Origin of the sequence: Paraburkholderia tropica, from assembly GCF_914484835.1 — a bacterium.
Classification (GTDB): Bacteria; Pseudomonadota; Gammaproteobacteria; order Burkholderiales; family Burkholderiaceae; genus Paraburkholderia; species Paraburkholderia tropica_A.
This window is the reverse complement of record NZ_CAJZAR010000044.1, coordinates 90,215-116,296: the sequence shown is the minus strand read 5'-3', so window position 1 is coordinate 116,296 and position 26,082 is coordinate 90,215. Positions and strand designations below refer to the sequence as shown.

Annotated in this window: 19 protein-coding genes and 1 pseudogene; 11 read left to right on the top strand and 9 right to left on the bottom strand. The window is 60.7% G+C overall.

Annotated features, from left to right (window positions below; all coding sequences use genetic code 11):
- Nucleotides 1-4: 4 nt before the first annotated feature.
- Nucleotides 5-292 (top strand): LysR substrate-binding domain-containing protein, encoded by a 288-nt coding sequence (locus tag LDO54_RS13985; RefSeq protein ID WP_224011226.1) that lies wholly within the window; start codon nucleotides 5-7, stop codon nucleotides 290-292.
- On the opposite strand, the gene LDO54_RS13980 is transcribed toward LDO54_RS13985, so the two are convergent.
- A complete protein-coding gene (locus LDO54_RS13980) occupies nucleotides 240-1,181 on the bottom strand; it encodes an EamA family transporter (protein WP_224011225.1) in 942 nt (313 codons plus the stop codon). The two genes, LDO54_RS13985 and LDO54_RS13980, sit on opposite strands and share 53 nt — an antisense overlap.
- A 116-nt stretch (nucleotides 1,182-1,297) precedes the next feature.
- Here LDO54_RS13980 and LDO54_RS13975 point away from each other — a divergent pair, with 116 nt between their 5' ends.
- The 3 genes and pseudogenes from LDO54_RS13975 (at nucleotide 1,298) to LDO54_RS13965 (ending at nucleotide 6,431) form a co-directional block, all read left to right on the top strand.
- Nucleotides 1,298-2,071, top strand: coding sequence for an AraC family transcriptional regulator (locus LDO54_RS13975; RefSeq protein WP_224011223.1), 774 nt, complete (start codon nucleotides 1,298-1,300; stop codon nucleotides 2,069-2,071).
- An 808-nt stretch (nucleotides 2,072-2,879) separates the two neighbouring features.
- Nucleotides 2,880-2,990: pseudogene (locus LDO54_RS39030) on the top strand (ESPR domain-containing protein); the annotation flags it as partial.
- Between the two features lie 183 nt (nucleotides 2,991-3,173).
- Entirely contained in the window at nucleotides 3,174-6,431 is a 3,258-nt protein-coding gene (locus LDO54_RS13965) for an autotransporter domain-containing protein (RefSeq protein WP_224011341.1), read from the top strand.
- A 156-nt stretch (nucleotides 6,432-6,587) separates the two neighbouring features.
- On the opposite strand, the gene LDO54_RS13960 is transcribed toward LDO54_RS13965, so the two are convergent.
- Nucleotides 6,588-7,490 carry an AraC family transcriptional regulator gene (locus tag LDO54_RS13960; protein WP_290371079.1) on the bottom strand — a complete coding sequence of 301 codons (903 nt, stop codon included), beginning with the start codon at nucleotides 7,488-7,490 and terminating at the stop codon, nucleotides 6,588-6,590.
- Between the two features lie 109 nt (nucleotides 7,491-7,599).
- Between LDO54_RS13960 and LDO54_RS13955 the strand changes: the two genes are divergently transcribed.
- The gene (locus LDO54_RS13955) at nucleotides 7,600-8,559 is read left to right on the top strand and encodes an SDR family oxidoreductase (protein ID WP_224011219.1); all 960 of its coding nucleotides are present in this window, start codon (nucleotides 7,600-7,602) and stop codon (nucleotides 8,557-8,559) included.
- 95 nt (nucleotides 8,560-8,654) lie between these two features.
- On the opposite strand, the gene LDO54_RS13950 is transcribed toward LDO54_RS13955, so the two are convergent.
- On the bottom strand, nucleotides 8,655-9,071 hold the full coding sequence (locus LDO54_RS13950) for a nuclear transport factor 2 family protein (RefSeq protein ID WP_224011217.1): 417 nt from the start codon (nucleotides 9,069-9,071) through the stop codon (nucleotides 8,655-8,657).
- A 248-nt stretch (nucleotides 9,072-9,319) separates the two neighbouring features.
- Here LDO54_RS13950 and LDO54_RS13945 point away from each other — a divergent pair, with 248 nt between their 5' ends.
- From LDO54_RS13945 to LDO54_RS13930, 4 genes are all read left to right on the top strand, one after another.
- Nucleotides 9,320-10,273, top strand: a complete 954-nt coding sequence (locus LDO54_RS13945) for a LysR substrate-binding domain-containing protein (RefSeq protein WP_356789923.1) — start codon at nucleotides 9,320-9,322, stop codon at nucleotides 10,271-10,273.
- Nucleotides 10,274-10,785: 512 nt separating this feature from the next.
- On the top strand, nucleotides 10,786-11,919 hold the full coding sequence (locus LDO54_RS13940; RefSeq protein ID WP_224011216.1) for a threonine synthase: 1,134 nt from the start codon (nucleotides 10,786-10,788) through the stop codon (nucleotides 11,917-11,919).
- 157 nt (nucleotides 11,920-12,076) lie between these two features.
- The gene (locus LDO54_RS13935) at nucleotides 12,077-12,706 is read left to right on the top strand and encodes a helix-turn-helix transcriptional regulator (RefSeq protein ID WP_224011213.1); all 630 of its coding nucleotides are present in this window, start codon (nucleotides 12,077-12,079) and stop codon (nucleotides 12,704-12,706) included.
- A gap of 146 nt (nucleotides 12,707-12,852) precedes the next feature.
- Nucleotides 12,853-13,998, top strand: a complete 1,146-nt coding sequence (locus LDO54_RS13930) for a branched-chain amino acid ABC transporter substrate-binding protein (RefSeq protein ID WP_224011211.1) — start codon at nucleotides 12,853-12,855, stop codon at nucleotides 13,996-13,998.
- Nucleotides 13,999-14,123: 125 nt separating this feature from the next.
- On the opposite strand, the gene LDO54_RS13925 is transcribed toward LDO54_RS13930, so the two are convergent.
- The 6 genes from LDO54_RS13925 to LDO54_RS13900 form a co-directional block, all read right to left on the bottom strand.
- Nucleotides 14,124-15,053, bottom strand: a complete 930-nt coding sequence (locus LDO54_RS13925) for an asparaginase domain-containing protein (protein ID WP_224011209.1) — start codon at nucleotides 15,051-15,053, stop codon at nucleotides 14,124-14,126.
- An 80-nt stretch (nucleotides 15,054-15,133) separates the two neighbouring features.
- On the bottom strand, nucleotides 15,134-16,153 hold the full coding sequence (locus tag LDO54_RS13920; protein WP_224011207.1) for an ornithine cyclodeaminase family protein: 1,020 nt from the start codon (nucleotides 16,151-16,153) through the stop codon (nucleotides 15,134-15,136).
- Nucleotides 16,154-17,220: 1,067 nt separating this feature from the next.
- Nucleotides 17,221-18,543 (bottom strand): c-type cytochrome, encoded by a 1,323-nt coding sequence (locus LDO54_RS13915; RefSeq protein ID WP_224011205.1) that lies wholly within the window; start codon nucleotides 18,541-18,543, stop codon nucleotides 17,221-17,223.
- 29 nt (nucleotides 18,544-18,572) lie between these two features.
- Nucleotides 18,573-20,804, bottom strand: a complete 2,232-nt coding sequence (locus LDO54_RS13910) for a molybdopterin cofactor-binding domain-containing protein (protein ID WP_436975582.1) — start codon at nucleotides 20,802-20,804, stop codon at nucleotides 18,573-18,575.
- Nucleotides 20,805-20,820: 16 nt separating this feature from the next.
- A complete protein-coding gene (locus tag LDO54_RS13905; protein ID WP_224011202.1) occupies nucleotides 20,821-21,282 on the bottom strand; it encodes a (2Fe-2S)-binding protein in 462 nt (153 codons plus the stop codon).
- 348 nt (nucleotides 21,283-21,630) lie between these two features.
- Entirely contained in the window at nucleotides 21,631-22,878 is a 1,248-nt protein-coding gene (locus tag LDO54_RS13900; RefSeq protein ID WP_224011200.1) for a multidrug effflux MFS transporter, read from the bottom strand.
- A gap of 892 nt (nucleotides 22,879-23,770) precedes the next feature.
- Here LDO54_RS13900 and LDO54_RS13890 point away from each other — a divergent pair.
- Both LDO54_RS13890 and LDO54_RS13885 read left to right on the top strand, forming a co-directional pair.
- Nucleotides 23,771-25,099 carry a DUF3300 domain-containing protein gene (locus LDO54_RS13890; RefSeq protein WP_224011197.1) on the top strand — a complete coding sequence of 443 codons (1,329 nt, stop codon included), beginning with the start codon at nucleotides 23,771-23,773 and terminating at the stop codon, nucleotides 25,097-25,099.
- 10 nt (nucleotides 25,100-25,109) lie between these two features.
- Nucleotides 25,110-26,057 (top strand): DUF2950 domain-containing protein, encoded by a 948-nt coding sequence (locus LDO54_RS13885; protein WP_224011195.1) that lies wholly within the window; start codon nucleotides 25,110-25,112, stop codon nucleotides 26,055-26,057.
- Nucleotides 26,058-26,082 lie beyond the last annotated feature (25 nt).

Here is a 26,082-nt window from a genome sequence, read left to right as displayed (position 1 = left end):
GTTCATGGTCGGAGAACTTGAGTTATGCCGCCGCGCCGGCTTCGAGCCTCGTATCAACGCGAAATGCCGCGGCTCCGAAATGGTCGAAGCGATGGTGGCCTCCGGCTGCTCCGTATCGGTTGCCCCTGGCCTGCGCGTGCTGCGGGCGCAGGCCGGTGTCGCGTGGATCAAGTTGAAGCCGGAGGTGCGCCGCAAGATTTATGTCGCTTATCGTCGCGGAGAACGTAATCATCCAAGGATCAAGGTGTTCGTCGAGGAAATCGTTCGGGCGGTATCGAGCATTCCGGGCTAGTTGAGTCGAGTCCTTCGCTTCCCGAGCCTGGACCGGGGCGTCTTTTGCCCAGACTGATAAGTAATGCTGACAAAATTAGCGCGATGGAAATCCAGCTTGCGGTATTCGGAACCTGATGAACGATGAAAATCGAACTGAGGGTGCCGAACACCGGTATCAGCAGAGAAAGCGGCGCAACGGTCGAGGCTGGATATTCGCGCAATAGCAGGTTCCAGCCCCAGTAGCAGAAGTGCGTCGCGGCATACACCTGGAAGGCCAATGAGAACAGCGCGACGGCGCTCACGTGCGATGCGAGCGCAGCGAAGGGCTGTGAGCCATACAAGCACCAGGTAAGCAGGAACAGCGGGATCGGCGGAATCAGGCTGGCCCACACCACGAATGCGAATATTTCCCGCACCTTCGAAATCTTGATCACGACGTTGCCGATGCTCCACGCCAGCGCGCTGACCATGACCAGCGCGAAGCCGATGGTGGTTGCCTTGCCGGGGCTGCCGTGAAGGATGCCGATCAGTCCGCCCGCTGCCATGACGATGCCGGTCATCTGAGACGCCATCAGCTTTTCCCGAAAGAGCATGACGCCCCAACCGAGCGTGAAAAAGGCGCTGAACTGAATCAATAGCGACGCGTCTCCAGGCGGCACGCCCATCGAGATGCCCAGATTGATCAACGCCCACATCGCGACACCAAAGATCAGTCCGTATGCGGTCAGCCATCGGTTGGCCACGTTTGGCTTTCTCACCAGGAACACCCACGGAAAGGCAGCGAACGTGAACCGTATCGCGGTCAGGAGTAATGGGTTGATCTGGGCTAGGCCGAGTTTGGTGATGGGGAAATTGAGTCCCCAGGTTGCCGTGACGAAGACGGCGAGGATCAGGTGCTTTCTTTGCATGGTCGGCGAGCGTGTTGGAAAAAGACAGGGCAGGGAGCGTTGGCACAGAGGGGAATGTGCCTCACTGACGACTGGCCCGCCTTCGATTCAAGGTCATTTATGTTTAAAATTGGGCCATGCCTGAAATTGCCCTTGATCCCCACGAAAACATACCGCGAGATGTGGTCGTGACCGCGCAGACCTATGTCGATGGCGAGCGGTTTCCGTCCCATCGTCATCGCCGTGGTCAGTTCGCCTATGCGGCAAGCGGCGTCATTACGGTAGAAACCAATGAGGGAAATTGGGCCGTTCCGCCGCTGAGGGCGATCTGGGTGCCCGCGGGCCTCGCGCATGCCATGCAGATGCGCGGCCCCGTCACGATGCTCAATACCTACATCCGCCCGCAGGCAGCGCGGCGCGTGGGCTTGCCTGAACATTGCGAGGTGTTTGGCGTTTCTCCGTTGCTGAGGCAACTGCTGGAGCAAGCCGTCGATCTTCCTGCCCGATATCGCACGGAAGGACGTGAGGGGCACCTGATGGGGCTCTTGCTGCATGAGATCGCCGACATGCCCGCGCTGTCACTCAATGCGCCGTTGCCTGGCGAGCCGCGTCTTGCGCGAGCGTGCGGTGAATTCCTGGCCAAGCCCTCGCTTGAGATCGGCGTCGATGAGATGGCCGCGAGCGCCGGCATGAGCCGCCGCACGTTCACGCGCCAGTTCCGCCTGCACACGGGCATCAGTTATCTCGAATGGCGGCAGCAGGCTTGCCTGTTAGCCGCCGTGGTGCGGCTAGGTCGCGGCGAACCCGTCACGCGGGTGGCCATGGAACTTGGCTACAGTAGTCCGAGCGCGTTCTCGACGGCGTTCAAGGCGGCACTGGGTGAAGCGCCTAGTCGGTACTTTGCGCAGTGAGCCGCGGCGTGCCGCCCTGGTTGGCCGGGAGCGGGCGCCGACTCCGCCTGGATGACTTCGTCTGTGTGCGGCTGCTATCTTTGAGTCGCGTGCATCCGCCGTCAGGAGCGGTTTGATGTGGTTTGCATGATCGCGCTCTGCGATGCAGTTGAACGACTGGTGGAATGCGACCCGTACCTGCCTTTCGACGGTCTTCCCCGAACGTCGCAACGTCGTTGCATTGTCGCCGTTCTACGGTGACAACCCGATCGCCCCCTTTTTAGTTTGAGAGCGGGTGTCATGCCGAGGTCGGGCGAGACCGAATCAGAACCAATGTCGGCGGCCTTCGAGATTCGATGCACTCAACAGTACCTCGCGAGGCGATGCTGTTGCGCGAAACGCACGAAAACTGAGACGCACGGTATAGACGTGCAATCAAGTTCGGAAAAAATCCTGGTCTGATTCGCGTGGGACCCATTGCTCCGTTGCGATATTGGTGAATGCCCGTTGTGCGTCATGCACTGGGCTCGCAAACGTTTTCGTGTGAAGTTGCGGCCGCAATGAACGAAGCAATAGCGCAAAACAGAGACGCTGGCGGCTTCGATGCCAAAATCCAACATCCTGCACATTCAATTTAATCAGGTATGTTCATTAACGCCCGAATCGTGTAATTTCGCGACTGTTTCATAGGTGCATGGCTCGCACCGTTAATCAAAATATTCGGGCCAAAAAGAGAAGAACTAAGGATTATCCGGGGGCGACCACTGCCGGTCGCATTTGAAATGCTGCGTCGGCACCTGAACCGGCGCGAGAAGAATTCAGGATTACAATGAATCGCGTATATAGCGTCGTCTGGAATGCCGGGCGCGGGGAATGGCAGGCGGTTGCAGAACTGGCGAAGCGGCATGGGGGCAAGTCCACGGGGACTTTGTCGGCTCGCCGTATCACTCAGGCAATCTCGGGTCGCCGTCTACTGGCGCCTGGCGCGCTGGCGGTGGCCGTTGCGGGCGCATTGGCTTTGATGTCGGCGCCGGATGCACGCGCCGTTGGCGTAGGCGCTACATGGACGGGCGGCGACTATACGGTTTCTGCGGGCCAGATCGTTGGCGGAACTTCGGACGAAATGGGCTTGCAGGCCGTGGGGTCACTCGGCACGCTGTCCAATAGCGGAACCATTTCCGGTTACGACTATGGCTTCTATAGCGATGCCAATACGATCACCTCGATTGCCAACAGCGGCACCATTGCCAGCGATATATATGGTCTGTTCATCGACAGCGGCGCGATCGGCACGATTACCAACACGGGAACCATTTCCGGTATCTATGGCGTCGTGAACATCGGCACCATTGCCAGGTTCATCAATAGCGGCGTGATTTCCGGCGCCTATGGCTTGCTCAACTATGGCAGGATCGAGACGCTGGTCGACACAGGATTGATCGCCGAGAGCGGGGCGGATATCACGATCGGCAGCGGGAGTGTCACCAGCCCAACGCTTTCCTTGTTGAGCGAAGGCGTCATCGGCACATTGATCGGGACGGGTATTTACAACGAGGTGTCGATCACCGGGATTACCAACAACGGTACGATCGCGGCGGGCACGGGCTTGACCATCCAGGCTTCGCCAGGCACACAGATTCTCTCCGGCATCTATAACGACGCCACGGGCATCATCGGTACGTTGACCAACAACAGCACCGGCGTGATTGGCGGCGCTTCGGCTGGAGCGGGCATTTTCAATCTTGGCACGATCGGCGCGCTGACCAACAGCGGGACGATTTCCGGCACTGCCGAAGGCATCGTGAACCAGGGCACGATCGGCACGTTGATCAACACCGGAAGCATCTCCGGCGGCGCCGAAGGCATTCTGAACGAAGGCAGCATCGGCAAGTTGATCGACGCGGGCTCGATCACCACGGCGGGCGCGAATATCACGATCTCCAGCGGCAGCAGCGTCGCCGCTCCAGAACTTTCGCTGTCCAATAGCGGCGTCATCGGCACGCTGGTCGCAGCCGGCATCTACAACGCGGTGTCGATCACCGGCATTACCAATAGCGGCACGATCGCGGGCGGCACGGGCCTGAGCATCACGAGCGGCGTTTCCAACGCGCTTGTGGCCGGTATTTACAACGACGCGGCCGGCACGATCGGCGCTGTGACCAATAACAGTGACGGTGTGATCGGCAATGCCGCGTCGGAAGTGGGCATCGTCAATTATGGTTCGATTGGCGCGCTGAACAACAACGGCACGATCGCCGGCAGCCTTGCAAGCTACAACGCCGGCACGCTGGGCACATTGAGCAATAGCGGCACGATCGACGGCAGTCAGATCGGCGTGGCGAACACCGGCACGATCGATTCGCTGAGCAATAGCGGAACGATTTCGGGCGGCACAGCCGCTGTGTTCAATTTCTCCGCGATCGGCACGCTGAGCAATACGGGAACCATCTCGGCCACCGGCTACGGCCTATCCAACACCGGTGGCTCGATCGGCACTCTGAGCAACAGCGGCACGATCTCCGGCGGGAACTACGGTGTTTATAACGACGGCGTGATCGGCGCGCTGAACAACAGCGGCACGATTTCCGGTGGCCAGTTTGCGATCGATAACCAGACGACCGGTACGCTCGGTTCGATCCGTAACACGGGTGTGATCGCTGGCAATATCGCCAATCTGTCCAGCAACGCGCTGACGATTTCCGGTGCTGGCGGCACGAGCTTCGGCACGCTCACCGGCTATAACAACACGATCGGCACGATCACCAGCGCCGCCGGCGTGAACTTCAGCAGCGGCAATATCCTGCTGAACGACCATATCCATGTCGGCAGCGGGACGGTGAGCAATACGAGCGCGACGCTCGAAGTCGACAACGCCGTCACGATTACCGGCAACTACACACAGGGCCAGGCCGCGACGCTGCTCGTAGGTGTGTCGAGCGGCACGAGTTACGGCTCGCTGGTCGTCACCGGCAACACGACGATCGCCTCGGGTTCGTCGGTCGAGCTCAAGAGCAGCAACGGTTATGGCTTTGCGGCGGGACAGCGCTACGTCGTGGTCCAGACAACAGGCACGGCCGCGTATAACGCCAGCACCCTGAACTATTCGATCGCGGGTTACAGCGCAGGCGTTACCGGCAGCAGCGTGACGGAGTCGAACGGCAACACCGATCTGGTGGTGACGCTCAACGACACCAATTCCGGCTCCAGTTCCGGTTCGGGCGGCGGCACGTCGAGTAGCGGGTCCTACGCGTCGCGCGCCACGCAATCGAATGCAGTGAACGTGCTGACGGGGCTGCTCGGCTACACCGGGACCAGCAACGCCCAGTTGCTGAATCTCTACGATGCAACGCTTGCCGCGATCGAGAGCGGCGGCAGCGGCGCGGCTAATCGCGTAGGCAACCAGCTTTCGCCGGTGCAGACGACGCATGTGGGTTCCGTTTCGACGCTGGACGCCATGGGCGTGGTCGCCACCCACCTGGATGCATTGCGGGTTGCGCAAGGGCAGGGCGCGACCGGCCTCGCCACCGGTGACAGCCCGTTGAGTTGGACCGCGTGGGGCCAGGCCTTCGGCGGTCATGCCAGTCAGAGCGAACGCGAAAACGTTGCAGGCTATAGCGCGAATTACGGCGGTCTCGTGATGGGCGCCGACCGTGCCTTCGGCGACGCCTGGCGCGTGGGCGGCGCGTTCCATTACTCGCACACCGCGACCAACTATAGCGACGATCAGGCCGGCGACAGCGCGGGCGTCAATGCGTTTGGCCTGATCGGCTACGCGAGCTACCAGGGCGCGCCGTGGTACGTGAATCTTTCGGGTGCGCTCACACAGCAGCACTACGACACGACGCGCGTGGTCAGCATGACCGGCTTCGAAGGGGCGGCCAACGGCAGCTTCAACGGTCAGCAGTACGCGGTTCACGCGGAGCTGGGATGGCCGCTCGCCGTGGCCGGCGCCACACTGACGCCGCTGGCGAGCCTCACGTACAGCCGCCTGAACCAGTCCGGCTACACGGAAACCGGCGGCAACGGCGCGGCGCTCACGGTGGGCAGCACGGGCAGCAATTCGTTGCGCAGCGCGATTGGTGCGAAGCTGGAGAAGGCGTACCAGACGTCCTATGGGACGCTGGTGCCGACGATATGGGCGCAGTGGATCCACGAGTACGACCAGACGCGTCTGACCTCGGCCGCGTACTTCTCCGGTGCCCCGAACGAGACCGGCTTCACCACGACGGGGGCCACGCCGGTGTCGAATCTGGCGGATATTTCGCTCGGTGTGACGCTGGTGCGTGCGAACAACCTGAGCCTGTCGATGCGTTATGACCTGCAGGTGGGGTCGGGCTTTGTGTCGAACACCGGCATACTCAGGCTTGAGCAGAAGTTCTGAGTGAGAGAAGCGTGTCGGTGACGGACTTCGGTGCGCAGTGGTTCGTGGCAACGACGCCAACATACTTTGTTGCGTCGTTGCGTACCGCTATCGACGTCGAACATCTGTCGTACGGGTCCGACTTCGACCACATGGGTGGTTTTCGTCGGACCCATATCACGCGCAACGCCGTGTCGCGTATTGACGAGGCGTACATCCCATCTCTCTTTTGAATGCGAATACGAAAGCACTTTCCGATTCGTATCCCAGCGAGAGCGCAATTGTGGCGACGGAGTCGGCGGATTCCTCAAGACGATTAGCCGCGAGAAGCATGCGCCAGCGGGTCAGGTATTCCATTACCGAGACGCCCACTTTCTCCTTGAAACGAAGGGCAAATGCAGAGCGTGACATACCCGCGTTCTCCGCGAGAGATTGAATGCTCCATCGAAAACCGGGACGTTCGTGCATGGCAGTGATTGCCGTCCTGATCTGTTTGTCAGCTAGTGCAAAAAGCCAGCCCGTTCCATTGCCTGCCTCATGGGCGAGGTGGAGGCGCAGGATCTCAATGAGCAATATCTCGGCGATGTGTTCACTCACCAGAACGCTGCCGGGCTGCGGATTCCGAAGCAGCGACATCATTCGCTCCAGATAGCCTTGCAATGCGATTCGATCGTGATCGTCACGAATATGTACGATTGACGGAAGCACCCCAAGCAAGAAGTCGGCGAACTCTTTCTTGAAAGTAAAGAGCGCACTGAAGACCTGACAACTCCCGCCGCCTTGCCATGAAATGATCCGGCCATTCAGCGGCGCTGCAATCACCGATTCGATACGCTCGGGCGTAATCGAAAGGTCGTTTGTCAGGATGAAAGCGCGACCGTGCGGCAGCGCGACGAAATCGCCCTCGTGGAGCGCAATGGGCTCTCCATCGTCCTCCAGAACGAGCCAGCACGCCCCGGACACCAGCGAGAAGCAACGAAACAATCCATCCGCATGGAAAGCGAACGCCCAGTTTCCGCCTGCATCGAGCCCGCCTGACATCAGACCCTGCGTATTGAGCAGTGACAGCACATCGGACAAAGGGTCGGAACCAGATTTGGACGATCTAGATATTAAATTGGATTTCATGGCATAGATTGTACTAACTCGATCCCGTAGCATCCATTCCATCAGTCAAGAGGAGATTGCGATGCGGATTTTTGTGACGGGCGCGAGCGGTGCTATTGGTTTTGCGGTCGTGAAGGAGCTTCTGGCGTCCGGGTACGAGGTCGTAGGCCTTACGCGATCGGAAGAGTCCGGCGAGAAACTGCGCCGAGCGGGGGCGCAGGTGACGGTGGGGACCATCGAAAATAGGGATCTCCTCCGGCACGCGGCATCCGGGTCGGATGGCGTCATTCATACGGCCTTCTATCACCGCATTTCTCACATGCCATTTACTACGCGCCTTCGTGTTTTTCTCGGCGGGGCGCCAGGCCAGATTGTTCAGCGATTCATGGAGGCCGCAGTCAAAGCGGATCGCCGCGCGATCGAGGTGTTCGGCAACACGTTTATAGGCTCGAACCGGCCATTGGTTGTGCCCTTCGCGTCTCTCGCGTTGCATCAAGGTCAACTGGCTACGGAAGATCAGTCCTATGATCCTCAGTTTTACGCCGCGGCGCGCGCGCGAACGGAAGACACGCTAAAGGCGTTTGCCTCGCGCGGAGTGAGAACGTCGGCGATTCGTTTGCCGCCCACCGTTCACAGCCCGGAGCGGGCAGGTCTCGCTACGACGCTGATGGAAATTGCGCGTAAGAAGAAGGAATCAGCTTATCTGGGCGACGGAAAAAATCATTGGCCGTCTGTTCATCGTGATGACGCTGCTCACTTGTTTTGCCTCGCCCTCGAAAAGGGCGAAGCTGGCGGAACGTATCACGCTGTAGCGGAGGAGGGGATTCCATTTCGTGACATCGCTCGGGTGATTGGCGAGCGTTTGAACGTACCCGTCGTCGGCAAGTCGCCCATACTGGCAACGAAACACTTCGGTTTTCTGGCACCGTTCATCGGTATCGACAATCCTGTCTCAAGCGCTCGAACCCGCGAAATACTCGGGTGGAAGCCCGGTCGCCCTTCGCTGTTTGCTGACTTGAAACAGCGAACGCTTGTCGAATGAACGATGTCGTCTCGACCATGCCTTCCCCGATTGCCGACGAACTGCCTGTCTCTGGTGAGCGGCTGAATGTGACCACCTACCGCGCTGATGATGATTCACGCAGTTTGATCCGCCGGAACCAGCATCATCGCCTTTCCTCCGAGTTTCGGCGCAAGCTTCTGCTGGACCGCGACCACCGACGGAAGCGGGCGCCATGCCACGGTCATGCTATCGACAAGGCCCGCTTCGTTTAGATGCATGTGATCCATGCCGTCAATCACGTGCTCACCGAATCTGATCGTGAACACGGCGACAAAGTCCGCACCGTCGCGCAAGAGAAGCTTCGGCTCGAAGGCGTCCACTGTCGCGAGAAGCTGCGTCAGCACAGCTGCGACGCGCTCCTTCCCCACGAACGGGGCAGGCACGATTGGACTTCTGAGGACGACATTATCTGCCATGTGGACCTTGGTCCCTTCGACGTCGCGATTGCCCATGGCCTGGAGGTAAGCGTCGAGATGTTCAGTGGCGACCATAACAATATTCTCCTGGAAGAACCGATGCGCCGGCACGGCGCGTTGAGTTGCCAAAACACTGGCGCTCTCACTGTTCGATCACTGCACACAGGTGCGCCAAGGACTGGATGAAGCGCGGCCGGCATGGTGCTCGTGCGGGCCGCCTCTCAAATCCATCGTAAAGCCGTTGACCCCTCATCAGTAATCGGGGTAGCGTTCATATGTGTCATGACAAAAATGTCACGAATCCCACGTTGGGGGGAGCTAATGTGGAAAACCTGAGTGCGCTGGGCGGGCTGGAAGTCTTTGTTCACACCGCGCGAACGCGGAGCTTTGCGGCCACAGGGCGGGAACTCGGCATCTCGGCGTCGGCCATCAGCAAAAGCATTTCAAGGCTTGAAGAGCGCGTTGGCGTGCGGCTTTTCCAGCGCAGCACGAGAAGCGTCCGGCTGACGTCGGAAGGCGAGGTCTTCCTGGAACGGTGCAGACGGATTTTCGGGGAGGTTCAGGCGGCCGAAGACGAACTCAGCGCAATGGCCCAACATCCTCGAGGAAGACTAAGGGTGGGGCTGTCACTTTCGGCGGGACTGCCATTTCCGGTACTTTCCGCGTTCATGGAGCAACATCCCGAGATTGAACTCGATCTTGATTTCACTGATCGACTGGTCGATGTCATCGATGAAGGATTTGATGTCGTCATTCGCGGGAGCGCGCTTCGGGATTCACGGCTGGTATCTCGTCCGCTGGGTTCCTGGCGCGCTTGTCTGGTCGCCGCGCCGGAGTATCTGAAACGAAACGGAACCCCCAGGAATCCGGACGACCTTTTGAATCATGCATGTCTGCACTATCGTTGGACGCCCACTGGAAAACTGTACGAATGGCCTCTGCGGCATTCGACATTCACAGCGGCAGGCTCGTCGCTGCCTTTGACGGCGGTGTGCAACAGCCTGGACATGTTGCTTTATATGGCGATGGCAGGACGTGGGATCGCATGCGTGCCCGATTTTTCTGTCAAGAACGCGCTCGCCGATGGCCGCCTGAAAGCCATACTGCAGCCTTACGTGACGGACTCCAACAGTATCCACGTGGTGTGGCCGAGCAGTCGGAAAATGACGCCAAAAGTGCGGGTATTTGTGGACTTTGTGCACGCTCATTTCGGCAAGCACCTGGTCACTAAATCCGAAGAGCCGAAACGACAAAAAAAGGCTCGGCGACCGGCTTGAATACCGAACACGCTGTGACACCTGAACGTCGCTGACGCTGGACACGTCATGGTCCGCGCATGGCCGGCTACGGCGCTGATGCGCTTCGCGTGAATCAAGGCAGCATCGAATCCGCCTTGCGTTCAGGTCATCTGCTTGAACACGGCCAACTTTCAAATCCTCTCTACCGATCAGTAGTTCAACGCATGGCCGAAAGTCGGGTCGAATCTAGGTGTTTACCCCTACAAGACAATTTATTTAATTCTAGATAATCTTTCTAGAAAGAGGGGCCCACTACGAAACAGTTGGACCCCGGACCACCAGCCAGTTTGCCAATCGCGAAGCCAAAGCGCTTGGCGGCAACATCTGTCCGTAATTTATTGGTGCCGTGATCTGGAGTCAGGCAATGTTCTCGAACTCAATTCCTGTCGTTCTAAAAGGCCGATTTACCTGACGCTATCGTTTGAACTGGCGGTTGGGCAATTGTTGGGCGCAGCCCTCGGCTGACTCCTATCCTGATTTGAGAATTTGCCATGCAAGACTCCTTCTATATCGATCCCCAAACCGGGGAAACCTATCCCCTCGATGTACCGCGCTGGTGCTCGGATAAACGCACGCCGTTGCTCATCACGCCGCAACCCGGAATCTCAAGGGATGACATCGAGGGAGATACCCGATCGCTCTGGCGATACCGGGCGTCTTTGCCTCTCGATATCACAGCGCCTATCTCTCTCGGTGAGGGATGTACGCCGCTCGTGCAGAGAGAATGGAGTGATTTCCGGCCGTATTTCAAGCTTGAGTGGTTCAGTCCGACGGGCAGCTTCAAGGACCGTGGCACCACCGTCATGCTTTCATACCTACGTCAAGCGGGCGTCAATGCAGTCCTGGAGGATAGCTCTGGCAATGGCGGCGCATCCGTAGCAGGCTTTGGCGCGGCGGGGGGTATGCGCGTCAAAATCCTCGCGCCTGCTTATACGTCGCCGGCGAAAATTGCTCAGGTCCGAGCCTATGGCGCTGAAGTGCAATTGGTGGAAGGTCCGCGTGAAGAGTCTCAGGCTGAAGCGATGCGGCAGTCCGAGAAGATCTTTTATACGAGCCACAATTGGCAGCCGTTCTTTCTGCAAGGCACCAAGTCAATCGCTTACGAACTCTGGGAAGATTTCGGCTTCCATGCGCCCGACAACATCATCATGCCCGTCGGCGCCGGCAGTAATCTGATGGGCTGCCACATCGGCTTCAAAGAGCTACTTGCTGCCGGTCAGATCGATAAACTCCCGCGCCTTTTTGGCGCTCAACCGCTGAATTGTTCCCCGATCGACGCTTCATTCCGGGCAGGCGTCGACACGCCTGTCGAGCGTGAGATATTCGACTCGATCTCCGAGGGAACCATGATCAAGCGTCCTGTGCGTCTGCGCGAAAATCTCGCGGCATTGAGGGAAAGCGGCGGAGAAACGGTTGCTGTACGGGAAGAGGAAATCATTGCGGCCTTGAGGCAAATGGCAGAGAAAGGAATGTTCTGCGAGCCGACCTCTGCCACTGCGGCCGCCGCGCTCGAACGCCTGATCCGCCATAAGGTCATCAAGGCGAAAGAGAAAACCGTCGTTCTTGTTAGCGGGACGGGCGCCAAAACAGCGCCATTGATTGCGGACCTCCTGGCTAAAGCATAATAGACCCAAGAAACTCCCTGTTTCTGGGGTCTGCCGGATTCTTGTTCCGTTGTTGTTCGTGACGAACAGTACGGATGGATCTCATTTGTATCACTCTTTCCTCGCAACTCGACTGTTGGGAAAGATTCGAGTGAACCTACCGTTTGAGTGCTGACAAATGGCTAAAAAAGCCCATCCTGAGCATGGAATATTGCTCGAACAAGTGAAGCAAATTGCAAAAGGCTTGAGTGACACCTTTGCGCCATTCTGCGAAGTTGTTGTTCACGACTTGACCGATCCTCAGCATGCCATTCTTGAGATCCACAACAATTTATCTGGCCGTAAGGTCGGTGACCCGGCAACCGAACTAGGTCTTGCACGTATCGCGGATCCTGCGTATCCGCAGATTCTCTCGAACTATGCGAATCACTTTTCCGACGGTCGACAGGCTAAAAGCACCTCTATCGGCATCAAGGATTCGAACGGCAAGTACGTCGCTGCGTTATGCATGAATGTGGATTTGACATTGTTCCGCTCATTGCAGAGTGCAATGGGGCAGTTCATCAATGTTGATGCATCGGCCGAGAGAGAGTCACTGAATCCGGTCGGCGCCGACGCGCTTCGACTTCATATCGACCAGTTCGCAGCCAAACTAGCCACGACGCCACGTCTTCTTAAACCGGAAGAAAGACGATCTTTGCTTCGCGAGCTAAAAGAATTGGGTTTCATGGATGTCAGGCGTGCAATGGATATCGTTGCACGCGAGCTCGGTGTTTCAAGAGCAACGGTCTATACCGATGCGAAGTAGTGCGATTGAGCTTGCCCGCGTTTTCGGTTGATGGGCTGCTCTGAAGAATAATCACAGACGAAGGTATTGCCACTGTCGATACCTTCGATAGGAGACTCTGCAGGCATGTTTCACCAGCATCCCAATCCGACAAGAGGCTCAAGCATATGCAGTTTCAACTCAACCCCACCAATGCCGCGTTGATTCTTGCCGGCATCGCACTGACCTGCAGTCAAGCGGCTCTCGCCGACGTGATCGTGAAGATCGGCAGTGCCGCGCCGCTGACCGGCAACGTTGCCCACATGGGCCAGGATGCGGCCGATGGCGTGAAGCTCGCCGTCCAGCAAATCAACAAGGCCGGCAATCTGGTCATCGGCGGCCAGAAGGTCGTCCTCGAAGTGGATTCGGAGGATGACCAGGCCGATCCCAAGACCGGTACGGATGTCGCGCAGAAGCTGGTCGACGACGGTGTCGTAGCCGTGATCGGCCACCTGAACTCCGGCGTGTCCATCCCCGCTTCGAAAATCTACCGTGATAACGGCGTGACCCAGATCACCCAGGGTTCGACCAACCCGCAGTTCACGCTGCAAGGCTACAAGACGGCCTTCCGCGTGATCGGCACCGACGCGCAGCAGGGCCCGGCCCTGGCCAAGTATGCCAAGAGCCAGAAGTTCAAGACGGTTGCCATCGTCGACGATTCGACGGCATACGGCGCGGGGCTCGCCGACGAGTTCGAGAAGACCGCCAAGGCCGAAGGCATCCAGGTGCTGTCGCGCGACGCCACCAACGACAAGGCCACGGATTTCAAGGCCATCCTGACCAAGATTAAGGCCGAACGCCCAGACGCCATCATGTATGGCGGCGAAGACGCCACCGGCGGTCCCTTCGCCAAGCAGGCCATGCAGCTGGCGGTTCGCAGCAAGATTCTGGCGGGCGACGGCGTCTGCACAACCGACGTGGCCAGGCTGGCTGGCAACGCCGCCGACAATCTGGTCTGCTCGGTCGCGGGCGGCGATCTGTCCGCGATGGCCGGCAGCGCCGCGTTCGGCAAGGAATTGAAGGCCGCGTATGGCCACGATCCGGTGGTCTACTCGCCCGTTGCGTACAGTGCCGTCTACGTGATCGTCGATGCCATGAAGCGCTCAAACTCGATCACGCGCGCGGGTATCCTGTCTGCCATGCCCTCGACCAATCTCAACACCCTGATTGGCAATATTCAGTTCGACGAGCACGGCGACCTGAAACACAGCACCATCTCGCTCTACAAGCACGTCGGCGGCAAGCGGACTCTGCTCGACGTCGAGAAGATGTAATCGAAGCAGGGCGGACGCGAGAGTTTCCAGGCCTCCGCCCCGAACCATACGGACTCCTTAAGTGCGCTCAGCATGAGGGCACTTAAGGACACTATCTCGACTTGTATTGGGAACTGGCGCGCCGATCAGCGCCCAGCCTTTTCGCTACGCATTGCGCGACCAAGTTCGGCTATCAGCCTGATCCGTGCCTTTGATGCATTCAGACCGTCATAACCTGCCGTGGTCAGGCCGAGGTTGTGCGCGTGATCATAGGCATATTTGGTTACCGCTGGATTGACCCGGAAACCCTGGGCGCAGCGTGTCGATAGCACGACAGGGACGTGCCGTGCGGCTTCGCTCAGAAGTTTCTCAGACTCCGCGGAGAATCCGCCTGCGCCTTTGCCTGCCACGACGATACCGTCGAGTTTGGACACATCCGGGAAGCCCACGAGCGATCCGAAGGTTTCCATGACGATCGCAACGCGTGCGCCGAGATCGGATACATCGAGTTCCGCGTAATTCTCATCAACGATTCCCGACCCCGCGAGCGTAACGATATCGGCGTCGATGGAGCCGCGGATCGCGGTTTCCGGTCCGAAGGGTTGAATGGCCTGCGGCCAGATCTTGACGATCGAGGTCGGATCGAAAATCCGTCCCGCGAAGGCAACGAGGGCGCTCGCGCCCGGCGGCATGGCTCGTGCGAGATTGGCAGAATCGGCCAGATTGCGTGGACCATCGGCATTGGCATTACCGCCGGGGATTGCAGCGCCAGTCAAAACGACAGGCCGGTCACGATCGAAAAGCAGAGCGGCCGCGTAGGCGACATCTTCCATTGCGTCCGTGCCGCAGCACATGACGAAAGCTTCGCTCTCCCGGTCCTGCCGCATGACATCACGAGCGCGGCAAATCGAGGCGAAGGTCAGATCGCAGCTATCGACAGGATCGATGTCATGTCCGATCCATCCTGTCTGGCCGCTCAATGCGATCAGATCGCGTGCCAATAGACGCTTGATCGTGCCATCAGGTTGATAGTTTTCCGTGATGGTGCCGCCACAGTTCAGGAGTCCGATCTTCATGGGGATGGGCCTTCAGGCAAGAGTTTCGAGATTTTTTCGCGGGAATGACGACAAAGGGGCAGCCTGTAATGAGGTGATCCTCACCACGGCCATGCGATGGGCGTGCCGTGTCCGTCGGCGAGTGCGCGCTGATAAAGCATTCGGGCGACAGTGAGATCCTGCAATGCCAGTCCCGTCATATCGAACAGGGTGATGTCGTCCGGTTGGCGTGATACTTCAATTTCGCCAGCCAGGATGCGGCCGATTTCGATTTCGTCTTGCTTGTCGCCCCACTGACCCTCGCCAATCTGGCGACTTTGCGTTTTATCGTCTACGAAGATCCGCGCTTTTTGCAGGATGCCTTCGGGCAATTCGCGCTTGCCTTTCGTGTCGGTGCCGACCGCATTGATGTGCGTACCCGGCCTCACGGCATCAGCCGAAAACAGCGGCCCGCTGCCCGGCGTCGCCGTGATGACGATATCGCTTTCGGATACGGCTTCGTTTGGATCGATGCTGTGTTTGAGCGCACATCGCCCAGCGAACGCTGCTTCGAAATCGGTATCCGGTTTGCCGCGAGACGTGACGTATCTGACTATTTCGATTTCCCGGAACACGTCCAGCGCCAGATCTAACTGGACGCGGGCCTGGACGCCGCTTCCGAACACGCATAGGCGTTTGCTGTCGGGGCGCGCAAGTGTTTGAAGTCCCAGCTTTCCGGCCGCTCCGGTGCGAGCGGTGGTGATGGCGTTGCCGTCGACGATGCATAGGGGTCTTCCGGTCGCTGGGTCGAAAAGCATCACGGTTGCTTGATGCGGTTCGCCACCGACGGACCGGTTGGCATGCCAGAAGCCGGCAGCCTTGAAGCCAAGCAGAGCCTCGTCTTGCACATCGCCTGACTTGATGCCGAAGGTACCGCCGGTGTCGAGGCGCTCACGCACTACAGGGAAAACACGGCCTTTGCCGCTGCTATGCAGAACAAAGGCTTCCCGCACGGCTTCAAGCACCTCATCCGGTTTCAGCAGCGGTTGAACCTGCGGGCCGGAAAGGGTCAGAAGTGTGGCGTCGCTTGGTTTTTGAGTGGGGGCTGCATGGCGGGCGGCAGTGAAGCCAGTGGGCAACATTTCGGCACCTGTGGAGCGAGTGGGAGGGTGAAAAATTTGCTTGTCAAATTATCTGAAATTGGATGATATGTCTAGGAAAAAACTGATTGAGGACGCGCGGTGGCCGTCTTTGACATAAGGGCGCTTCAGGAAACGGCACGCCAAGCACGTTTGCGGCTGGACATAGTGGAGACGATCGGGTCAATCATGTCGCGACAATGCGGGGCGTCCGGTCTATTCCGGCGGTACGGGCGGGATGGGACCGGAGACGCCTACGGTGCTGCGTTCACTTCGTGGGGAGGACGTAAGCGTCGTCGAGGCGGCACGGGGTGTACCGCGAGTGATGGATATTGAAGAGTTTGAGGTGATCGTCGAGCAGGAGACGCGCGAGATCAACGTGACGGGAAGGGCATTCGGCACGTCTGTCGCGAGACCATCATCGCGTCCGGCGGCTTTACTGGCGAAAGTGCCTAAAAGCTCATAGCGGATGCATATGCGAATCATGCGCAAGATGCGGAGAGGACTCGGTAAAGCGGAGTGTTATTCGAGGATGCGCCGCGCCTCCGAAAATAGCTGCGATGGAACGACTGGCTGATCTGGCGTGTGGAGCGGCCCTTTGAACGTGCGATTTTGAGTGCCACCGAACGACTGCTTGTGGCTGACTACGCCCGGATCCAGCTTGCCGAGGCTGTCCGAACCGGACGCTCGCAAGGCCGAACCAGCGTTCGGAGACACGGCGTGCTACTTCAGGCTATACCTGAACAGAACAAAGTCGAGTCGCGACGGAATCGGGCGCAGTTGCTGCACCGCCGGACACGCTGCCCACGGTCTTGCCGTCATCGCGCAGGACTTCATCGCGCCGACAGGGCGAGGCGAGGAGCCTCATGTCCTGACGACGGTGGCCAGTACGACGCGATGGCCGTTCGAGCGCCAGTCGCGCGCCGCGCGAAAAGCCATGAGATCGATGGCGTCCATGCCTAAAGACCTCCGCCGATAGATACGCGCATGGACACCGTGCCGAAGCCACGGTCGCCGACGTTGCGCGGCGGCAGGCCGCGCTCGCCAGTCCGAACGATCATGCACCCACCTTACTTCGCCGCGCGCGCCGCCGAGACCTGCGCGGCGGTCACGGTACCCTGCTTCGATCCGAAGTGGCTCAGCACGAAATTGGCGACCGCTGCGATATCCGAATCCGAGTACGCTTCGCTGAATCCCGGCATCTGTTGCGTACGCCCGCCGACGGTGAGACTCGTGCCGTGCAGCAACACCTGAACGAGCGCCGCGCCCGACGGATCGTTGACGGCATGGCTTCCGATCAGCGACGCGTAATCGGTCTGTCGTCCGGCGCCATTCCATTGGTGACAGCCTGCACAGTCGCCTGCGAAAAGGTGTTCTCCACGCGACATCGCGCCAGTCGTTGCTACCGTGCCTGGAAGGACCGGATTCGATGCGCGCGCCGCTGACGGCTGGAGGTCGACTGTCGAGCGCATGCTGGCGTCACCTTCGGCGGGCGTGATGCTGCGTAAGTACAATACCAACGCGTTGATGTCGTCCGGTGTCAGATATTGCAGACTGTGTTCGACAACGTCGGCCATCGGTCCCGATGCCGAACTACGACCGGGCGCATGGCCCAGAGACAGGTATTGCGCGACCTGCTCGTCAGTCCACGATCCAATGCCGTAGCTCTTGTCGGCGGTCGTGTTATAGGCCTTCCAGCCTTCGATTTCCGCGCCCGAGAGATAGTCGCGGGACTTCATCGCAAAGCCGGCATTGCGCGGCGTGTGACATTCGCCGCAATGTCCCAGCGCGGTTGCGAGATAGGCGCCGCGATTCCATTCGACGCTCTTTGACGCGTCGGGCATGAAGCGCTGCTCGTGGAAAAAGGCCAGATTCCAGAACACCATGCCCCAGCGCTGGTTAAATGGAAAGGATAGCGAATTATCGGGCGGAGCCTCGTGGACGGGCGCTAGCGTCATCAGATAGCGTTTGATCGCCAGCACATCGTCGCGGCTCATCTTCGCGTAGGAGGTGTACGGCATCGCCGGGTACAGACGCCCGTGCGAACCGACGCCTTTGCGCACCGCGTCCACGAAGTCGTCGTCGCTCCAACGCCCGATGCCGAAGTCGGGATCGGACGTCAGGTTGGTGGAATAGACCGTGCCGAAGGGAAGACGGAACGCGCGGCCGCCCGCATAAGGCGTATGCCCTTGCGCGGTGTGGCAGGCGACGCAATCGGCGGCTTTCGCGAGGTATTCGCCGTGCGCGATGGACGCGGCCAGATTCGCCGGCGCGCCGGCCACAGGCGGTTGCGGTTCCGGCCCGACAGGGGTGAGCAGGGCGCGGCCGCCGAAGACGGCGGCGGCCGCGGCGATGACCAATAGGGCCAGGCCAGCAAGGCGGGAGACTTTCACGTTGGATGAACTCGAAGCAGCAAGGGATATCAGGCAGGGCGCAGCGTGTCGCCCAGCGGCAATGACCGGACCGTGGCACCGGTCGCGGCGGCGAGCGCATTGACCACGGCGGGCGCGATCGGCGGTACGCCTGGCTCTCCGATTCCGGTTGGCGCTTCATTCGACGGCACGATATGCACTTCTACAACTGGCATGCCGCTCATGCGCAGCACCGGGTAATCGTTGAAATTGCCCTGCCTGATGTGCCCGTTTTCGACCGTGATGGCGGCGCGGAGAAACGTGAGGCCGAAGCCGATGCCGCCTTCCACCTGCGCCGCCACGATATCGGGGTTGATCACCGTCCCGCAGTCCACCGCGCACACAACGCGATCGACCGTGAACGAGCCGTCCGACGCCACTGTGACTTCCGCGACCTGTGCCACATAGGTGCCAAAGGCGAATTGCAGCGCGATGCCGCGGCCGCGCCGCGTACCGCTTGCGCCTGCCGCGAGCGGGCTCGACCAGTTTGCCTTCTGGGCGGCGAGATCGAGCGCGCCGCGATGTCTCGGTTTGTCGGCGAGCAGCGCACGGCGAAACGCATAGGGATCCTTACCGCCTGCGCGTGCGGCTTCATCCATGAGGGTCTCGCCGACAAAAGCGGCATGCGTATGTCCCACCGATCGCATCCATTGCGTCTGGACGGGCAATTTCGCTATGTGCTGCGTGACCTTGAAGTTCTTGATCGCGTAGGGACTGTCTGCCGAGCCCTCGACCAGGACTTCGTCGACGCCATCTGCACCCGGCGGAAAGAAGCTCTGTCCGACGATGTCCTGATTCCACGAGACAAGATCGCCCGCTTTGTCGATCGCGAGGCGCACCCGGTGGACCGTGGCCGGCCGATAGTAGCCGCCGCGCATGTCCTCTTCGCGCATCCAGACCAGCTTCACCGGCGACGTGACGCCTTGCGCACGCGCCGCGCGCGCGATACGCACGGCCTCGCGGACATAATCGCTATGCGGATTCGCGCGACGCCCGAAACTGCCGCCTGCGTAGAGTTGGTTGATCGTCACCTGTTCGGGCTTGAAGCCGAGTTCTTTCGCAGCGGACGCCTGATCCATCGTGTGCCACTGTTCGCCATTCCAGATCTCGCAGCGGTCCGCATGGAGATGAACGAGGCAGTTCATCGGTTCCATGGCCGCATGCGCGAGATACGGCTGCTCGATGATCGCGTCGATGAACTTGCCGCCCGACGGCGCTTCGCTCAAGACCTTGCCCCGGTTCGCAGCCGATACGCCGGGTTGATCGGTGAGCGCGCGGTATTGCGCGTAGATCGCGTGCGTATCCATGGCGAAGGCATGGCTGTTGTCCCACGTGATCTTGAGGGCGTCGCGACCCTGTCGAGCGACCCAGGTGTTGCGTGCGAGCACGGCGACGCCGCCCTGGACTTCCGCATCGCCGGCAACGGTGACCACGGCGACGACGCCCGCGATTGCCCTGGCGGCGCTCGCATCGACATGAGCGACCTTTGCGCCGATGCGAGGCGGATGCGCGATGACTGCCACCAGCATGTCGGGGAGCTTGATGTCCTGCGTATAGATGGCCGAGCCATCCACCTTCGAAGGAATGTCGACACGCTGCGTTTTCGCGCGCCCGATTAGCTGAAACGCTTGCGGATGCTTGACGGTGACGTTCGTCGGCACGGGCTCGCGCGCGGCATCGGCGACGAACAGGCCGTAGCCGCCACGGCGGCCTGAAGCGGCATGGATAATCACGCCCGCCTCGACGTGCAGCGACGAGGGCGCGACTTTCCATTGCTTCGCCGCTGCGGCGACCAGCATCATTCGCGCGGCGGCAGCGGCCTGACGCATTTGCTTCCACGCGCCGGCCATGGCGGTGCTGCCGCCCGTGCCTTGCACCGTCCAGCCCATCTGCGCGAACATGGGGTTCGCGTAACGCTTCACGTCGGCGGGGGCCGCGACGACCTTGACCGCGGCAAGCGGCACGTCGAGTTCCTCGGCGGCGAGCGTTGCGAGACCGGTGAACGTGCCTTGGCCCATCTCCAGATAGGACGAGACCACCGTCACCGTGCCGTCCGCTTCCACGCGAATGAACGCGTTGGGCTCGAACGTCAGCCTGGCCGGGTCCAGCGACGCGGCGAGCGCGATGCCGCCAGGGAAACCGACAGCGCCGACGGCGAGCGTGAGCGCCGCAGCGCTGCCCAGGAACTGGCGCCTGCTGAGCACGATGGCTTCGCTGCGCTGACCCGACGCGCGCGAAGCCATGGGATGAGGGAGCGGCTTACGCATGTTTGAGGGTCTCCGCTGCGACGTGGATGGCCTCGCGAATCCGGTTATACGTCGCGCAGCGGCAGATGTTGCCGCTCATCGCCGCGTCGATATCGGCGTCGGTCGGGTTCGCTTTCGTGCTGAGCAGGGCGACGGCCGACATCACCTGGCCGGACTGGCAGTATCCGCACTGCGGCACCTGTCCGTCGACCCAGGCGGTTTGCACGGCGGCGCCGATCTTCTGATCGTGCATCGCTTCGATCGTCGTGACGCGACGGCCCTGAAGGGAACCGATGGGCGTCACGCAGGCGCGCGCGGGCTGTCCGTCGAGATGTACGGTGCACGCGCCGCATAGCGCCATGCCGCAACCGAACTTCGTTCCCGTCAGGCCGAGTTCGTCCCGCAGATACCAGAGCAACGGCATTTCTGCATCACCGGAGAATGCATGCGATTCTCCGTTCACGATAATGTTCATCTATCTAGACCTCTTTAAAGATGCGAATGCGGGCCGTCGGATAACCGGCGGAGCGGCGAAGAGTGAAGGGCGGATGCCTGTGCAGGCGCGGTATTTTGCTAACGCCAGCAGACTTGAGCCGGGCTTTGGGTTGACTGCGGTTGTTGCGCGAGCGGGCGGCCATGATGGCACCGGATACGCATTCGCTGGACTTTATAAGGCGCGAAGCGAAGTGTCATGCCTAAAAGTATTAGTTTTATGCTCAAAGATCGGAATCTTTTCTCATCGTGTTGAGGCGTCGGATCGGTCACGCTGATGCACGCAAGCGAGTGGTGCAATCAGCGAATTGATGGCGAGAGAAAAGAACGTTCAACTCGCTCGGCGCAGCGGCGGCGTCTCGAGGGATTCGCCCTTTACGAGCGTCAGCGCGCTCGCTGCGCTAGCGAGCCCCATCAACGCGATCACGCAGCCCATGGGCCACGGCGTGCCGTCGGCCAGCACGCCCACGAGCGCGGAGCCTGCGATGCCGGTGCCGTACTGGATCGCGCCAATCAGTGCTGAGACGGCGCCCGCGCGCTCGGGCGCGCAACCCAGTGCGCCCGCGATGGAGTTCGCGACGATGAAGCCGGTCGCCGAGACGAAGAGAAAGAGCGGCAAGAACAGGCCCATGAGGCCGCCCCAATCCGTGCGAGCATCGAATGCGAGCAGCAATCCGGCGATGGCGGCGCCCACCGTTCCACTCCGCATCAGGCGATCGCTGCCGAAGAGTGCGACGAAGCGCGCGTTGAGCAGATTCGTGAGCATGATGCCGACAATGCCCGCGGCGAACAGCACGCCATACCACTGCGGCGACAGATGATGGTAAGTGATGTACGCGAATGGCGTGCCGGCGATATACGCATACAGGGCGCCGTAGAAAAATCCGCCGGCGCCCGCATAGCCGAGCACCCGTCGGATACGCAGCAAGCGGCCATAGTTGCCCAGCGCACGGGCGAGTGGCTCGTGATTGCGCCGCGCAAGCGGCAGCGTTTCAGGCAGTGCAGCGAGCGCCAGGAGCGTGGCGAGCCCCACGCCCACCAAGGTCCAGAAGATGGCGCGCCACGACGCGAAGTGGAGGATCATGCCGCCCACGCTGGGGCCGATCAGCGGCGCTACGGCCATGACCGTCATGAGCGTCGACATCATCTGCGCGGCGCGATGTCCGGTGTAGAGATCGCGGACCATTGCGCGTGCGAGCACCACACTCGCGCAGGCGCCGATTGCCTGCACGATGCGCCAGCCGATCATGGCGGCAGGGGTCTGCGAAATCGCGCAGCCAGCGGAGCCAATGACGAACAACACAAGACCGATGGCGACGGGCGCGCGTCGGCCGTAGCGGTCAGCAATCGGGCCCCACAACAGCTGTCCGAGGCTGAAGCCCACCAGATAGCCCGAAATGGTGTACTCCATCATGCCGGCACTGGCATGGAGCGCCAGGCTCATCGCGGGCAGGGCGGGCAGGTAAAGGTCCGTCGAAATAGACGCAAAAGCCATCAGCATGCTCAGGATGGCAAGTATGCGAACGTTGTGGCCGCGCGCCACATCGAACGTGGCGCGGGGCGGTGTGGAATCAGGCATGAGAGGACGTTCAGGTGTCGCTCACGCCGAGGCTGCAATGGACGTGCAGGGCGGGCGTGGCGACGAGTTTGACGATGAGATTCGACAGGCTGTCGAGCGCAATGTCGTGTGCCCGACGAACGGTTCGCCCTTTTGCGTGACCGTGCGCACACGCGATCGATCGAGAGGATCGAGGCGCGCGGCACGCCGCAGATAAAGCGTTATTTCGACGTCGGGCGCTGCCAGCATGAACGGGAGCGTATGGCGGGCGAGTTGCTCATTTGCGCCGGGCACCCGTCGCCTGGTCATTGCGATTGCGTTCCATTGAGCGCGGGCTAAACCAGATGAATCGAGCGTCAGTTTATGGTCGCCGACTTTATTCAACAATGGGTCTGCGGTTGCATGACGATGTGAGAAAAATTCATGAATGCTCCGAGCCGGATTATCTGAACTCAGTGGTTGTCTGACGATTGCCGGGCACCGCAGCTTCAGTGCAGCGCGCGTGCAGGGACTGTCTCCGTCTGCGCTGCTTCATACCATGGGCGGGTGAGCGGTCGCTGCGATCAACGTCGCCTCGCCGTTCAGCGCCTGGACGTCGTCAGCCTTCGATATGCCCAAACGCATCAACGCGCCATTCCGCTAACCCATCGTCCCAGACCTGTGAGACCAAGGTCTCATTGACCCGCCCGAAGTTCAGCTGTCTTATTGCTTGGGGAGGGTTCGCGCCCGGAATCTGGTCTGCGCAATCGGGAACTGCACGCTCCGGCTGATTCACGATGTTTGTTTTCGTTTTGCTGATATTCCTGTCGACGCCCAAACCATCCGGGCAGCGAACCACGCAAGCAACGGACGGTTCTGCGACCGCCAGGAAAGTGTCCTGGTCCGCGCCAACAAACCGCCGGAAGGAGTGGCCATGAACAATTGGAAAGCCCGAGGGATGAGAGCCTTATTCTTATGGCTGGTTTTGCTGGCGACAATTTCGGCGTGTGCCGATCATGGCGCGACGGCGGTCCCGCCATCTGGCTCCGCGCCATTGAGCACCGCACCAGCAGCGTCCCCCTCATCGGCGCCCGCTGCATCGGCCGCCGAGTCATTGGGCCCCGCGCCATTCAAGCCGGAGGAACTCGATGCGCTCGTCGCGCCAATTGCGCTCTACCCGGACTCCTTGCTGGCGCAGGTATTGATGGCGTCGACCTATCCGCTGGAGATCGTGCACGCCGCGCGTTGGGTGAAAGCGAATCCGAATGTGAAGGGCGACGATGCCGTGAAGGCGGTCCAGAACGAGCCGTGGGATACGAGTGTGAAATCGATGGTGGCGTTCCCGCAGATTCTTGAGCCGATGAACGACAAGATCGACTGGACCCAGAAGCTCGGCGACGCCTTTCTTGCTCAGCAAAAAGACGTCTTCGATGCCGTGCAGCGCTTGCGGGCGCGGGCGCAGCAGTCGGGCAACCTCAAATCGAACGAGCAGCAAAACGTGATCGTCGAGCAGGCACCCGCTGGCGGCGGGCAGACCATCGTGAAGATCGAGCCCGCCAATCCGCAGGTGATCTATGTGCCCGCCTACGATCCGACCGTCGTGTACGGAGGGTGGGGTTATCCGGCCTATCCGCCGTACTACTGGCCACCGTACCCGGCCTACTATCCCGGCTACTATCCGGGCGCGGGCCTCGCCTTCGGCATCGGCCTTGTTGCTGCCGGTGCGATCTTCGCGGACTGCAACTCGTGTTGGGGCGGAGACGACATCAACATCAACTCCGACCGGGCGCGGAACGTCGACCGCAACTTCGACAGTTCGAAACTCAAGAACGGCGAGCGGGGCGGCCGCTGGCAACACGATGCGAGCCATCGTCAGGGCGTCGCCTACCGCGATAACGCCACGCGCGACAAGTTCGCCGGGTCGCCCGGAGCCGACCGGCGCTCCCAGTATCGCGGACGCGGTGCTGAAGCGGGCAACCGCATGGCCGGAGGCGACCGGGCAGGAGCGGGCAATCGCGGCGCGGTGGCGGACCGCTCAGCGGGTGCAAACCGGGGCGGCGTGGCCGATCGCAGTGCCCCGGGCAATCGCGCCGGTTCCGGCGGTGGAATTGGCGGCGGGAGCGATGGCGCGTTTTCAGGCGTCGGCGGCAGCGGCGGCGCTTCGCAGCGCAACTTCGACAGAGGCAGCCGGAGCACGCAGGGCTCGGGCTTCAACCGACCATCGGGCGGTATGCGCGGCGGCGGACGCGGTGGCAGACGCTAGGGAGCGAACCATGAACGGTCATCCACGCGGTATGCGCAAGTTCCTGAAGCTGACGTTCGCGAGCCTCGCGGCGGGCGTTGTGCTGTCCATCGCGGTGCCGCCGTCGGCGCGCGCCCAGGAGAACTTCAGTTCGCCGGAGGCAGCGATGAATGCCTTTGGCGACGCGGTCGTCAAGGACCGGGAGGACGCGTTGCGCAAGATCTTCGGCAGTGACTTTCGGGAGTTGATCCCGCCCATCGGCGCGCCCGTGCGGGACACCTTCATTGCCGAGTGGGCCAAGTCCCACACCATCCAGCAGGCGGAAGACGGACACGCCAATATCGTCGTGGGCGACAACGGCTGGACGTTCCCGGTTCCGCTCGTCAAGAACGATCGGGGATGGCATTTCGATACGCGGACCGGCGCGCAGGATATGCGCTTGCGGCGCATCGGCCGCGACGAACTGGCCGTCATCCAGACGATGCTCGCAGTCTTCGATGCGCAGCGCGAATACGCTCAGACCAATCACGACGGCGTGGGGGTGTTCGCCTACGCGTCGAAGATGGTGAGCTCGCCTGGCAAGCACGACGGCCTGTACTGGCCGACTGGGGCCGATGACACCCCCAGTCCACTCGGCGCAGCCTTCATCGATGCGAGTTCGCGCAACGCGCAAAACGCCGGCTATTACGGCTACCACTTCAAGTTGCTCGAATCGCAGGGCCCCAACGCGCCCGGCGGCGCGTATGACTACGTCGTGAATGGCAAGCTGTTTGGCGGCTTCGCTGTGATCGCCTGGCCGGTGAAGTACGGCGAAACGGGCATCAAGACGTTCATGGTGAGCCATTCCGGTCAGGTTTATGAGCGCGACCTCGGGCCCGAGAGTGCAACGAAGGCGCGGGCCATGAAATCGTTCGATCCGGGGCCGGGGTGGAGCAAGGTTCCCGATCGCGATAGCAATAGCGATGACAATAGCGAGTGAGGCGTTCTACGGCGCGCGAATGGTC

Excerpts from the sequence above, each read along its gene's own strand:
- LDO54_RS13985 (WP_224011226.1), top strand. The coding sequence starts at position 5 with ATGGTCGGAGAACTTGAGTTATGCCGCCGCGCCGGCTTCGAGCCTCGT.
- LDO54_RS13980 (WP_224011225.1), bottom strand. The coding sequence starts at position 1,181 with ATGCAAAGAAAGCACCTGATCCTCGCCGTCTTCGTCACGGCAACCTGG.
- LDO54_RS13975 (WP_224011223.1), top strand. The coding sequence starts at position 1,298 with ATGCCTGAAATTGCCCTTGATCCCCACGAAAACATACCGCGAGATGTG.
- LDO54_RS13965 (WP_224011341.1), top strand. The coding sequence starts at position 3,174 with ATGGGCTTGCAGGCCGTGGGGTCACTCGGCACGCTGTCCAATAGCGGA.
- LDO54_RS13955 (WP_224011219.1), top strand. The coding sequence starts at position 7,600 with ATGCGGATTTTTGTGACGGGCGCGAGCGGTGCTATTGGTTTTGCGGTC.
- LDO54_RS13950 (WP_224011217.1), bottom strand. The coding sequence starts at position 9,071 with ATGGTCGCCACTGAACATCTCGACGCTTACCTCCAGGCCATGGGCAAT.
- LDO54_RS13940 (WP_224011216.1), top strand. The coding sequence starts at position 10,786 with ATGCAAGACTCCTTCTATATCGATCCCCAAACCGGGGAAACCTATCCC.
- LDO54_RS13935 (WP_224011213.1), top strand. The coding sequence starts at position 12,077 with ATGGCTAAAAAAGCCCATCCTGAGCATGGAATATTGCTCGAACAAGTG.
- LDO54_RS13930 (WP_224011211.1), top strand. The coding sequence starts at position 12,853 with ATGCAGTTTCAACTCAACCCCACCAATGCCGCGTTGATTCTTGCCGGC.
- LDO54_RS13925 (WP_224011209.1), bottom strand. The coding sequence starts at position 15,053 with ATGAAGATCGGACTCCTGAACTGTGGCGGCACCATCACGGAAAACTAT.
- LDO54_RS13920 (WP_224011207.1), bottom strand. The coding sequence starts at position 16,153 with ATGTTGCCCACTGGCTTCACTGCCGCCCGCCATGCAGCCCCCACTCAA.
- LDO54_RS13910 (WP_436975582.1), bottom strand. The coding sequence starts at position 20,804 with ATGGCTTCGCGCGCGTCGGGTCAGCGCAGCGAAGCCATCGTGCTCAGC.
- LDO54_RS13905 (WP_224011202.1), bottom strand. The coding sequence starts at position 21,282 with ATGAACATTATCGTGAACGGAGAATCGCATGCATTCTCCGGTGATGCA.
- LDO54_RS13900 (WP_224011200.1), bottom strand. The coding sequence starts at position 22,878 with ATGCCTGATTCCACACCGCCCCGCGCCACGTTCGATGTGGCGCGCGGC.
- LDO54_RS13890 (WP_224011197.1), top strand. The coding sequence starts at position 23,771 with ATGAACAATTGGAAAGCCCGAGGGATGAGAGCCTTATTCTTATGGCTG.
- LDO54_RS13885 (WP_224011195.1), top strand. The coding sequence starts at position 25,110 with ATGAACGGTCATCCACGCGGTATGCGCAAGTTCCTGAAGCTGACGTTC.